At 32.6% G+C, this 13,285-nt stretch carries 11 protein-coding genes; 1 reads left to right on the forward strand and 10 read right to left on the reverse strand.

Features of this window, described 5'->3' with window-relative positions:
* Positions 1–7 precede the first annotated feature (7 nt).
* The 10 genes from ANASTE_RS05840 to ANASTE_RS05885 form a co-directional block, all read right to left on the reverse strand.
* Positions 8–1,132 (reverse strand): glycosyltransferase family 4 protein, encoded by a 1,125-nt coding sequence (locus ANASTE_RS05840; protein WP_007050054.1) that lies wholly within the window; start codon positions 1,130–1,132, stop codon positions 8–10.
* Positions 1,133–1,134: 2 nt separating this feature from the next.
* Positions 1,135–1,695: an acyltransferase gene (locus tag ANASTE_RS05845; RefSeq protein WP_007050055.1), complete on the reverse strand. Its 561-nt coding sequence runs from the start codon at positions 1,693–1,695 to the stop codon at positions 1,135–1,137.
* On the reverse strand, positions 1,696–2,769 hold the full coding sequence (locus ANASTE_RS05850; protein ID WP_007050056.1) for a Gfo/Idh/MocA family protein: 1,074 nt from the start codon (positions 2,767–2,769) through the stop codon (positions 1,696–1,698).
* A 19-nt stretch (positions 2,770–2,788) separates the two neighbouring features.
* On the reverse strand, positions 2,789–4,102 hold the full coding sequence (locus ANASTE_RS05855) for a nucleotide sugar dehydrogenase (protein ID WP_007050057.1): 1,314 nt from the start codon (positions 4,100–4,102) through the stop codon (positions 2,789–2,791).
* A 15-nt stretch (positions 4,103–4,117) separates the two neighbouring features.
* Positions 4,118–5,377 carry a glycosyltransferase family 4 protein gene (locus ANASTE_RS05860; protein WP_007050058.1) on the reverse strand — a complete coding sequence of 420 codons (1,260 nt, stop codon included), beginning with the start codon at positions 5,375–5,377 and terminating at the stop codon, positions 4,118–4,120.
* A 20-nt stretch (positions 5,378–5,397) separates the two neighbouring features.
* Positions 5,398–6,012 carry an acetyltransferase gene (locus tag ANASTE_RS05865; RefSeq protein ID WP_007050059.1) on the reverse strand — a complete coding sequence of 205 codons (615 nt, stop codon included), beginning with the start codon at positions 6,010–6,012 and terminating at the stop codon, positions 5,398–5,400.
* Complete coding sequence (locus ANASTE_RS05870; protein ID WP_007050060.1) at positions 6,005–6,658, reverse strand: sugar transferase; 654 nt, start codon at positions 6,656–6,658, stop codon at positions 6,005–6,007. Before ANASTE_RS05870 ends, ANASTE_RS05865 begins: the two co-directional genes overlap by 8 nt.
* Before the next feature lie 2 nt (positions 6,659–6,660).
* The gene (locus ANASTE_RS05875; protein ID WP_007050061.1) at positions 6,661–7,812 is read right to left on the reverse strand and encodes an aminotransferase class I/II-fold pyridoxal phosphate-dependent enzyme; all 1,152 of its coding nucleotides are present in this window, start codon (positions 7,810–7,812) and stop codon (positions 6,661–6,663) included.
* Positions 7,813–7,827: 15 nt separating this feature from the next.
* The gene (locus tag ANASTE_RS12095) at positions 7,828–9,042 is read right to left on the reverse strand and encodes an O-antigen ligase family protein (RefSeq protein WP_198004104.1); all 1,215 of its coding nucleotides are present in this window, start codon (positions 9,040–9,042) and stop codon (positions 7,828–7,830) included.
* 220 nt (positions 9,043–9,262) lie between these two features.
* Positions 9,263–11,092: a polysaccharide biosynthesis protein gene (locus ANASTE_RS05885; RefSeq protein ID WP_039945225.1), complete on the reverse strand. Its 1,830-nt coding sequence runs from the start codon at positions 11,090–11,092 to the stop codon at positions 9,263–9,265.
* Positions 11,093–11,369: 277 nt separating this feature from the next.
* Between ANASTE_RS05885 and ANASTE_RS05890 the strand changes: the two genes are divergently transcribed.
* Positions 11,370–13,283, forward strand: coding sequence for an NAD(+) synthase (locus ANASTE_RS05890; RefSeq protein ID WP_007050064.1), 1,914 nt, complete (start codon positions 11,370–11,372; stop codon positions 13,281–13,283).
* Positions 13,284–13,285: the final 2 nt, after the last annotated feature.

Below are 13,285 nucleotides of genomic sequence, written 5' to 3' on the forward strand. Positions count from 1 at the left end.
ACTATCCTCACTTCAATATATCATCATACAAATCATATAATACTTTTTCATCTATACTCCAGTTAAAATGCTCTTTTATTGCATCTCTTCCGTTCCTGCCCATTTCCTCGGCTTCTTTTGGATTTTCACTTAAATATTTAATTGCATTTTCTATTTCATCAATATTATCGGAATTTACAACAATTCCGAAGTTATATTTTTCAATGACTTCTCTGGCATAAGGATAATCATTACTTATAACGGGAAGTCCCATGGACATAAATTCGTATATTTTCGTTGATAAATTTGAAAGCACTGCATACTGACCTACATTTAAAAGTACGTTTGCACCTATGGTAGACTCCTTATACATATTTAAAATATCATCTCTGTTTAAATATCCTCTAAAATCTACACATTCGTATTCTTCTGTCTTTTTAAGTTCTTCTCCATAAGATGCAGGCACAAAATTACCTCCCAAAATAAGTTTTGCACCTGATTTATAGCACGCATTTATCAAGTGAGTTATACCTCTGTTATAATTAAGTCCTCCTGCGTAGCAAACAACAGGTTTTGAATAATCTTTTTCCGATTCTTCATATTTATTATAAAGCTCTTCCAATATAGGAGTATTATTTATATATACACATCGTTTGCTTCTACCCTCAAAAGGATGTTTTCCGAACATCGGACAAGGAAATATTAATCCATCTATTTTCTTGCTCACTTTACTCTCATAACTTTTGAATATTTTTGAAATAAATCCTCTCAAAAACTTAGGGATATAATACTTTTCTTTTATCTGCTCACTGTAATTCTCATGACTGTCAAATATAACCTTTTTCCCCTTTTTCTTAAGCTTCAGACCATAAGGAAGAAGTTCGGGGTCATGAAAATGATAAATATCCGCATTTATCTCAAGAGCCTTTTTGTAGATGTCTTTAGCAGTGAATAACATTCTGGATATCCTGCCTCTGTTATTCGTTCCTATTCCCACTATATGAACATTCTTACTCTCGTAACTTTTTCCTTTTGCAACCAAATATACTTCATACTCTTCTTTTTTAGCCAATGAGACACATTCTTTTTCAAATATCCTGACATCAGTGGATTTATGTGCACTTGTCATATGACAAACTTTAATCATTATCATTCCTACCTTTTTATAAGTCCATTGCTTCCTTTTTTGTATTTTCTATTACAAGAACATGCTAAATTTTCATCGAGTATATTTCCGCACTCGCATACCCAGCCTATTTGTTTAGCGGGAACGCCCGCAAATAAAGCATGATCGGGAACATCTTTCGTAACTACAGCCCCGGAAGCAATCATACACCATTTACCTAAGCTATGACCGCAAACTATTGTTGCATTTGCTCCTACTGTTGAACCTGTATCCAAAATTGTTTTTTTATACCCCAAAGGCCCCTTTGGATACTTTGCTCTCGGAGTCAAATCATTGGTAAATACCATAGAAGGACCGCAGAACACATGATCTTTAAGTTCCACTCCTTCATAAATAGACACATTATTTTGAACCTTACACCCGTTACCTATGACTACATTGTTCGAGACGTTGACGTTTTGTCCGAAAGAACAGTTTTCGCCAATCCTTGCTCCCTTTTGTATATGGCAAAAATGCCATACCTTGGTATTTTTACCAATTATGACATCTTCATCCACATAGCTTGATTCATGAACAAAATAATCGCTCATTTAAAATTCGCCTTTCATATCTATACTTGAAAAATCTTTTAAAGGAAGTTTTACCGCTCTTCCTTCTTTTTGTGATTTATATACGCTTAAAACTAGTTCAAGAGCATTCCTTCCCGCTACGGCGTCTACATATGGTTTTCTGTCTTCTTTAATAGCGTTCATTACATCTTTGAATAAAGAAGTATGCCCGTTTCCGTAAACGTTGCTGGTTGCTTCTTCCAAACCTTTATTCCTGCTGTCTTCTTCGGTTTCATCTTTAAAATCCCAAACATCTATATTATTTGTAGATTTTCCTCCGAGCTTTACAGTTCCGTTTTCCCCGAACAAATAAAGCGTTTCTTCAAGATTTTTAGGATACACATTTGTGGTTCCTTCTATAGTACCAACGGCACCGTTTTTAAATTTAACTACAGCCATACCAATGTCTTCCGCTTCGAGATAATCGTGAAACTGTTGTTTCGTTACTCCGTAAACCTCTTCGATTTCATCTCCCAGCATCCATCTGAGTAAATCTATACCGTGAATACACTGGTTCATTAATGCTCCGCCGTCTTCAGCCCATGTGCCTCTCCAAGGAGCCTGCTCGTAATAATCCTTGTTTCTGTTCCATCTTACATGAATAGAACCGTGAGAAAGTTTTCCGAACCTGCCCGCTTCGAGAGCATTTCTCATCTCTTGAACGGCAATATTAAACCTGTTTTGATGACATGCGGATACTTTTACATTTTTCTCATTTGAACGTCTTATTATCTCATCAGCGTCTTTAATGCTCATCGCCATAGGTTTTTCAATTATTACATTTATACCTTTATCAATCAAATATAAAGCAATCTCGGCATGTGAACCGCTTTCGGTAGCAATACTCACAAGCTCGGGCTTGATTTCCTCAACCATAACTTTATAATCATTATACCTTTTTATACTTTTATCACTTTGCAAATCATGCTTTGAAAGGACTTCTTCCATTCTTTCATCTAAAATATCACATACAGCAGCTATTTCCAATTCATTATTAACAGCAGCTTTGATATGGTTGGTAGAAATCCTGCCGCAGCCTATTAACGCATATTTCATATCTATTCTCCTAAATATTTTATAAAACTTCCAAATTATCTCTGTTTTTAATATCTTTCATTACATTCTTTGTATCAAAAATAGCTTTAGCATTGTTACTTACCATTTCATAATCCACATTACTGTGAGCGGTAGTTATCATTATCAAATCATAAGAAGATATTATTTTTTCATCTATCTTATCTATTCCCTTTTTGCTCTTTCCTTCATGCTTATATTCGCTGATAAAAGGGTCATAAAAATCTACATCAGCACCATTTTCCCCCAGTATGTCTATAACACTAAGCGCAGGAGATTCTCGGTAGTCATCTATATCCTGCTTGTATGCAACCCCCATAACAAGTACTTTTGATGTACTTAAAGCCTTACCGTGTCTGTTAAGTATTTTCATTGCTCTTTCCACACAGTACTCAGGCATTTTATCGTTTATCATCATAGAGCTTTCGATCATGGAAGTATGAAAACCATACTCTCTTGCTTTCCAAGACAAATAATATGGGTCTAAAGGAATACAATGTCCACCAAGTCCCGGTCCCGGATAAAAAGCCTGAAAGCCGTAAGGTTTCGTCTTTGCAGCGTCAATAACTTCCCAAAGACTTATCCCCATTTCGTGACAAAGCATTGCAAGCTCATTTACAAGACCTATATTTATGTTTCTGTAAGTATTTTCGAGTATCTTTTCCATTTCCGCAACCGCAGGAGATGAAACGGTATGAATGTCGCTTTCCAAAACCGCACTGTACATTGCCGCAATCACTTCTGTCGCATCTTTACCTATCGCTCCCACAACTTTCGGAGTGTTTTTGGTTTTATAAATAAGGTTACCGGGGTCTACTCTTTCAGGAGAAAATCCAAGATAAAAATCTTCGCCGCATTTAAGTCCCGAGCCTTCTTCCAGAATAGGCTTAATAAGCTCTTCCGTAGTTCCCGGATAAGTAGTCGATTCCAATACTACCATTGTACCTTTTGTTAAATACTTTGATATTTCTATTGTAGAGCTTTTGACATAAGAAATATCAGGCTGCTGATGTTTATCCAGAGGAGTCGGTACGCATATAGCAATAAAATCAACATCTTTTACGAAACTGAAATCGGTTGTGGCAGATATCATTTTATTTTCTGTCAACTTCTTTAAATCACTGTCAACAACATCTCCGATATAGTTCTCGCCATTGTTTACCATATCCACTTTCTGAGACTGAACATCAAAGCCTATGGTCTTATATCCGGCTTTGGCTTTTTCAACTGCCAAAGGCAGCCCTACATATCCAAGTCCGACTACTCCCACTATTATTTCTTTATTCTCGATCTTTTTTAATAATTCATTTTTCATATTTTTCACCCTGCTTTACCTAACTACATAATCTATTATATCAATCAATTTATCCGTAAGTTTATCAAAACTGAATTCTTCACTTGCAATTACTGAGCTCTCACATAATTTGGAATACTTCTCTTTATCGGATATTATTTTATTTTCTATATCATCACAGTATTTATTAAGGTCATTGTACTTTTTACATATCCCTATATTATTATCTTCAATTAAATTGAATTCTCCGAGATTATAATTTGCACATACGGGTTTACCGCTTGCCATATATTCAAAAAGCTTATTCCAGCTCACTCCGTATGCTCCTATATTTCCGGATATCCCGCTGATTAAATTCAAATCACTCTTGGATAATATAAAAGGAATATACTTCTTTTCCACTCTTCCCTTAAATACTACATTATCCAAAGATAATTTTTGTGCTACTTCTTCTAGAGATTCTTTTCTGGGACCGTCACCGTAAATTATAAACTTGATATTATCTAAATGCTTATCCTTATAAATCTTTGCCATATCAAGGATTTCATCTACATTATTTACATCCCTTATGGAGCCTGCATATACTATTTTGAATAGATTTTCATTATTTAAATCTTCATCTTTAAAAGTATATTTATTTTTATTATCTTCAAATTCCTCAAGGTCTACTCCGTTATTGATATAAAAGACTTTCTTTAAAGGAATAGCTTCTGTCCAGTTCCTGTCTTTTATATAATTTTCTCCGCCGGGAATAGTAAAAAGAACCGCATCGGACTTTTTATAAATCCACTTTTCTCCTTTGTAGAGAACCTTTGCTATGATACTCTTTCTTTTTATTATACCATATTCCACTAAACTTTCGGGCCATAAATCCCTAACTTCACTTATACAAGGGATATTATTAAATTTCTTTTTGATTTTAATTCCCGCAACAAGAGCCAGAGGATGAACGGAAGAAGCATATATAACATCGGGTTTACCTTCTTTTTTTATATACTCACTTACCGCTTTCTTAACATTTTTATAATATGAAAGCATATTTTTTATTCTTGAAACTCCGTTTCCCATATAAGGAGTAGTTTCAACAAAAACATAAGGAACCTCATCTTTACCTTTTTTCTCTATATATAAATTATTATTTAAATCAATAATTTCATCACTGTTATGAATGGTGCTGGCACAAAAAATCTTAACTTCATGACCTTTTTTAATTAAATACTTTGCAAAGCTCTGATGTCTCCCCGACTCATCAAAATACATATTGGTTGCATAATGATTTAAAATCCATACTTTCATATATTTTTTACCCCAAATGATTACTTTATTTTTCTTAAAGGATTTCCGACATAAATTCCTTTTTCTTTAACGTTGTTTATCACGACACTTCCGACACCGATAATAATATCTTTACCTATCGATATATTATTCTTAACGGAAGTTGCGACTCCAATCCAAGTCCTGTTTCCGACATTTACTGTCCCACCCATATGCACTCCGGGAGATAAATGAACAAAATCTCCGATATTACTGTCATGATCTATAGTAGAAGAAGTATTTATTATGGAATGCTTTCCTATTTTGGTACCGCTGTTTATAACACTACCACCCATTATAACACTACCCTTATCGATATTTACATCTTCCCCGATTACAGCAGATGGATGAATAAAGGTAGTATAATCAAGCTTATATTCCTTAGAAATCTTTTCTCTTACTTCATTATTTCCTATAGCAATAACAAATTTAGTATCTTTATTATATTTTAAAGCGTCCTTAACTTTACCGACTACTTTACAAGATAAAATTTCACTGCCGATGTCTAAATTGTCATCTAAAATTTCAATTTCAGATGCTTCATATCCGTTGTTCTTTATAATGTCTATAACGACTTTGGAATGTCCGCCTCCGCCTATAACAATCACTTTATTCATTAAGAGATTTCTCCAAGTCAATATTTTTAGAACCTTTAAATTCTTCCATCGTAACCGAAGTTCCGCTGTCGATACCTTCTTTTACAAATACTTTTTTTATCGTTTTAAAGAATATAAATATATCCATTAACAATGAAGCATTATTCACATAAAATATATCAAGTTCAAACTTCTCTTCCCAGCTTATTGCATTCCTACCGTTGACCTGTGCATATCCCGTAAGTCCAGGCTTAACATCATGCCTATGGGCTTGTCTTTCATTATATAAAGGCAAATACTTGACTAAAAGAGGTCTGGGTCCTACTATACTCATATCGCCTTTTAATATATTAAACATCTCGGGAAGTTCATCAAGACTGGTCGATCTCAGCATTTTACCAAACTTTGTAAGTCTTATCCCATCATCTAAAAGTTCTCCGTTTTCGTCTCTTTCATCGGTCATGGTCCTAAATTTATACATCATAAATATTTTTCCATTAAGCCCAGGTCTCGCCTGCCTAAAAAGGATCGGAGAACCAATGTTTACTCTGACCAAAAATGATACTATTAATAAAACGGGACTTAAAATAATGATACCGCAAAGTGATAATATAAAATCAATAATGCGTTTTATATATTTATCATAAAAAGTACGTTTTCCAATCATAATTAATCCCAAAGAGTCTTTATAATATTACTTACCCTTTCCATATCTTCCTTTGTCATTTTTGTATCGGAAGGAAGACAAACTCCATTATTAAATATGTACTCCCCTACACCGCCGTTGTCGATATAATCATATTTTTCAAAGAAAGGCTGTTTATGCATAGGGTTCCAAACGTGTCTTGCTTCTATATTGTTTTCTTCAAGCTTTAATATTACATCCAAAGGTTTTACCTTTGAATTTTCATCTATCAATATGGTAGACAACCAACAATTACATCTGGTATCTTCATCATTTATAGGCATCATCTCGATATCAGAAATATCCTTAAATGCTTCTTTATAATGAAAATAAATTTCTCTTTTTTTTTCAACTCTTTTATCTAAAACTTTAAGCTGTCCCCTACCTATACCCGCGACGATATTACTCATCCTATAATTGTATCCTACTTCTTTATGATAGTAATACCTTTTATTTTCTCTTGCCTGTGTAGATAAAAATCTCGCTCTTGCGGCTTTTTCTTTGCTGTCGGATGTATTAACAAGAAGCATACCTCCCCCCGAAGAAGTGATTATCTTATTTCCGTTAAAAGATAAGATACCATAATCTCCGAATGTTCCAGTCATCCTTCCTTTATATATACTTCCCAAACTTTCCGCCGCATCTTCAACAATAGGAGTATCATATTTCTTGCATATTTCAGCTATTTCGTCTATTTTTGCACAAATACCGTATAAGTGTACAACAATTACCGCCTTTGGCTTAATACCTTTTTCTTTATATTTTTCAAAAGCGGTTTCCAAAGCCTTGGGGCTCATATTCCAAGTATCCCTGTCGCTGTCTATAAAAACAGGCGTTGCATTTTCATATATTATAGGATTTGCACTCGCCGAAAAAGTCAGACTTTGGCAAAATACTATATCGCTCTTTTTTACTTCCAACAGTTTAAGAGCCAAATGAATTGCTGAAGTTCCCGAAACCAATGCAGCGGCATCTTTTGCTCCGGTAACTTCACATATTTCCTTTTCAAAATTATTTACATTTTCTCCAAGAGGTGCTATCCAATTTGTATCGAAGGCTTCTTTTATATATCCCTGCTCATACCCTTCATCACTCATATGTGGTGAAGCTAAAAAAATTCTTTCCTTATTTCCCATTTTTAACTCCCATATTTAAATATTTTCATTTGATTCATTAATTTTTAATTGTTCATATTCCATAGATGCTATAAATAATATTATAAGAAAAAACATGAATGGAATAATGTTTAAAATAGTGTTCTCAAAGTTAGAAACTACAATCATATATATAATAGGCAAGAAGTATTTCTTACAAACTTTGTCATCTATATTTTTAATCCTATTTATAAAGAAATATAAAAACAATATCAAGCATATCAAACCGTTTCCTGCAATGAAATCAAGAAAACCGTTATGAGCATTAAGTTTCCTATACTTGCTTGCATATCCCGCATTGGCACCTAGTTTGACATCTACCATCTGAGGAATATTTTCCATTAAATAATCATATCTCTTCTGTCCCGTATATTCATAACTTCCAAAACCAATTAAAAAATCATCTTTTAAAGATAAAATAGTATATTTATCCAACATATACCTTTGAGAACTGTAAGCATTCCATATATTTTCAAATGGCGTAAAAGAAAGCAATTTGCTGTTAACCCCTACAATGGCAATCATTATGATTAAGTAAGACAAAGATATTAACAAGATTTTACCCATTAATTTTTTTAAATTTATACTTTTATGGTATTTTACTACAAAATAACATAACAACACAACAATTAATCCAGTTATTGCACTTCTACACCCCGATATAAACAAATATAATATTGATATAATAATACTAATATAGTATTTATAATCTTTCTTTTCTATATAAAACAAACTAAATGTAATAACAAAAGTAACAAGGATTCCTCCATCATTTGGATTTACATTAAAAGTCGTACCGGAGATAGAATATATCAAAGATTTTAAAAATGCCTCTTCTAGTCCGCTACTTGTAAAAAGGTAATAAACAACTCTTAAAATAAAAAATGCCGTTACCAATGATATTATAATAATACATGGCTTTAATATTTTTTTAGGATTATTTCCGTTTAAAGTAAGTCCTCTAAATAAAATTACCAATAAGAAAAATTCTATTACTATACTTCTGAGAGTTGCATTATCAAAATCTTTTATATATAAAGTAATAAGCCTAACAATAAAATATAAAATTATGATTATATTATTTTTTATTAATTTTTTTAAATTAAAATTTTTAATCGATATTAAATAATTATATATAAAAACGATAATGCATAAAAAGAAACTTATTAAGTTTAAACCAATAAAAAAAGTACTATCAAGTTTTAATAACAATGTATTTCTAAATATAAAAATAAGCATTGTAATCATAATAATAATATTAAATATTACATTACTTTTTTTACCTTTAATCTTCATAAAAATATCTCCTTATATGCCAGACATATATTATACACCATATCGACAAATTTTGATAATTTTTAATCTAGTATTAATAAAAAAGTTATAATATGTAATAATATTATAAAAGATAATTTACCTATTAAGTTATCATTTAATCATTTTTAACTTCTTCATAGGTAGGACAAAGTTTCTTTATTTTATTTCTTATTATATAGTCATTATTTTCATAAGCTACATTTATAAGATTACCTACTTCCTTTAAAAATTCTTCAATCTCTATTTTTACTGGTTTTGCTATATATATCATATGATTTTTTGTACCAGTAAGTCCTTCTTCTTCCATAAGAATTTCTTCATACATTTTTTCTCCGGGTCTGAGTCCGACAACATCTATCTTTATTTCTTCTCCCGGGATATAGCCTTTAAGCTTTATCAAATTAACTGCAAGATCATAAATCTTAACAGGTTTACCCATATCAAGAACAAATATCTCCCCGCCTTCGGCAAGAAGTCCAGCCTGAATAACCAAAGATACTGCTTCTCTTACTGTCATAAAGAACCTCGTAACTTCTTTATGAGTGACTGTCACGGGCCCCCCTTCTTCAATTTGTTTTAAAAACAGAGGTATGACAGAACCGTTGCTGCCAAGAACATTACCAAACCTAACAGCTACAAATTCAGTTTCTGATTTTGCATTGTAGCTTTGAATAATCATTTCACAAATTCTTTTTGTAGCCCCCATAACATTGGTAGGTCTGACAGCTTTATCTGTAGAAATCAAGACAAATCTCTTTACATTATATTTATCGGCTAATTTAACGAGATTAAGAGTACCTTTACAGTTGTTTTTTACCGCTTCGTTAGGTGAATATTCCATTAAAGGAACATGTTTATGTGCCGCAGCATGATAAACTATTTCAGGTTTATATTTATTAAATATGCTTTCCATTCTATCCATATCTCTGATAGAAGCAATAAGAACCACAACATCTATGTCGGGATATTTTCTTTTAAGCTCCATTTGAAGCTCATAAGCAGTATTTTCATATATATCCACTACAATAAGCCTTCTAGGATTATTTGCGGTTATTTGCCTGCAAAGTTCGGAACCTATTGTTCCGCCCCCCCCGGTAACCATTACGGTTTTACCGTCAACAAACTTTTTAAGCTCTTTATTTTTTATATCTACAGCATCTCTGCCAAGTAAATCTTCATAATTTACCTCTCTTACTTTCTGAGTAAGCGAACTTGTAAGACTCTTTGCTATAGCGGGAAGTATTTTTAATTTTACGCTGGTTTGATTACATATGGTAATTATATCTCTTATTGTATCTACAGAAGCGGAAGGCATTGCAATTATCACTTCATCTACATCATATTTAGCAATATTATTTAATATATCGTCCCTTGCTCCGACTATAGGTATATTATGAATATATTTACCTACTTTATTATAATTATCATCAATAATGCAAACGACATCATAACTCTTCATTCCGTTTCTGATTTCTTTAATAAGAAGAGAGCCTGCAGAACCTGCACCTATTATCATTATATTCCTTTTAAGAGCACTCTTTTCTCTTCTGGCAATTATACCTTTAAATACTCTTACGGAAAGTCTTGATAAAGCAATTAACAAAAATAAGAAAATAATATCAAAGAAGTAATAACTTCTGGGCATACCTACATCAAAAAATTTATGATATAAAAGATAAATTAGTTCAATTACTACAGATGCCTTAAGCGCAGACATTACTTCATCCATAGAAGCATAAGTCCATACCCTGTTGTACATTTTGAATACAGCTAAAACCAAAATTGCTATAAATATATCAAGAGGGAGAAACTTAAGCGCAGGATATAAAAACCTTGATGGAATTGTAAACAAATCAAATCTTAATAATAAAGACATCATGGAACTGAATGTTACTATCAAAGCATCTACAATAAATAATATTGCTAACCTTTTATTCTTTGTCAATTACTTTCTCCTATGTGTATTTTCAATAAATTTTAATTTTATAAATTAAATAATTTGTTTTTCAGTATACTACAAAGAAATTTAAATGTCAAACTTTGCGCTGTTTGAAACATATTGAAGAACGCAAATTAACATTTTTATCCAAATAAAGCAAATTTTTATTTATATTAGTAGAATAATACTTTGCATATAAAACCCATTAAAACTGTATAATATTTAAAATAAAGATAAATTATGATATAATAAATATCTATAAATATTTTAAGAGGAAAATAAAATGAACAATTACGGATTTATAAAAGTAGCGTGCGGAGTACCGAAGGTTAAGGTCGCAAATCCAAGCTACAATACAAATGAAATATATAATTTAGTAAAAGAAGCAAAAAAAGAAGGAGCAAAAATATTCATAACGCCGGAACTTTCCATAAGCTCATATACTTGTGCGGATTTGTTTTTTCAGGATACACTTCTTGAAAAATGTGAAGAAGAACTGGAAAAACTTGTGGAAAAGACCGCAGATGATGACATTTTCATCGTTGTGGGAATGCCTATAAAATATAAAAATGCGCTTTATAACTGTGCTGTAGCATTTTTAAACGGAGAAATCCTTGGAGTAATACCTAAAGAATTTATCCCAACTCACAGTGAATTCTACGAAAAAAGATGGTTCGCAAGTGGTAAAGATGTATCAGATGAATTATCTTTGGCAGGACAGGAAGTTTTTTTCGGACAAATGCTGTTTAAATTAAGAAAGGATCTTACTGTTGGAATTGAAGTATGTGAAGACTTATGGGTACCTATAGCACCGAGTGCAAAACTGGCATTATCGGGAGCTAATCTTATTTTAAATATCTCAGCCAGCAATGAAGTAGTTTCAAAAGATGAGTACAGAACCAATTTGATTTCATCGCAAAGTGCTAAATGTTTATGTGCTTACGCATATGTTTCTGCCGGGGTTCATGAATCCACCACCGATTTGCTGTTTGGAGGAAGTTCTCTGATAGCTGAAAATGGGATCATACTAAACAAAGGAAAACGATTTGAAAGAGAAAATCAACTTACCAGTGCATATATAGATTTGCAGAAACTAAACTTTCAAAGGAGACAAAATATCAGTTTCAGCGACAGCAGGGAACAATATGAAGAATTTTATGAAGAAATTGAGTGCGAATTTGAAAATGATATTGATATCACTGAATTCGATAGATTTGTAGATCCTCATCCATTTACGCCAAACGATGAAAATCAGAGGATAGAAAGATGTAACGAAATTTTTAACATACAGTCTTCGGCTCTTGCAAAAAGACTTGAACATACAGGACTGAAAAAATTGGTTGTAGGGATATCCGGAGGTCTTGACTCTACACTTGCACTTTTAGTTGCAACTCAGACAATGAAACTTTTAAATCTTCCAAGCGAAAATATAATAGGAATAACCATGCCCGGATTTGGGACAACTGACAGGACATATACAAATGCTTTGGATTTAATGAAATCTCTAAATGTAACCATTAAAGAAATAAGCATAAAAGAAGCTGCAACACTTCATATGAAAGATATAGAACATGATATAAATATTCACGACGTGACCTATGAAAATACACAGGCAAGAGAAAGAACTCAAGTGCTTATGGATATGGCAAATAAAAACGGAGCAATACTTGTAGGAACCGGAGATTTAAGCGAAATGGCTTTGGGATGGTGCACATATAACGGCGATCATATGAGTATGTACGGAGTAAATGCAAGCGTTCCGAAAACTTTGGTTTCTCACTTGGTAAGGACAGTTGCGATGATAAGTGACGATAAAACAAAAGATATCCTTTTGGATATTTTGGATACACCTGTCAGTCCGGAATTGTTACCGCCTACAAAAGACGGAAAGATAGCTCAAAAAACAGAAGACAATATAGGACCATATGAACTTCATGACTTTTTCTTATATTATTTTATTAGATTTGGAGCAAAGAAAGATAAACTTCATTTCTTAGCAAAACAAGCATTTAAAGACAAATACAGTGATGAAACGATTGAAAAATGGCTTAATAATTTCATGAAAAGATTTTTTATATCTCAGTTCAAACGTTCCTGTACACCCGACGCACCTAAAGTAGGGTCAGTAAGCTTGAGCCCAAGAGGAGACTTTAGAATGCCGAGCGATGCGGATTTCAGTGCTTGGTTAGAAGACTAACA

Origin of the sequence: Anaerofustis stercorihominis DSM 17244 (assembly GCF_000154825.1) — a bacterium.
GTDB lineage: Bacteria > Bacillota > Clostridia > Eubacteriales > Anaerofustaceae > Anaerofustis > Anaerofustis stercorihominis.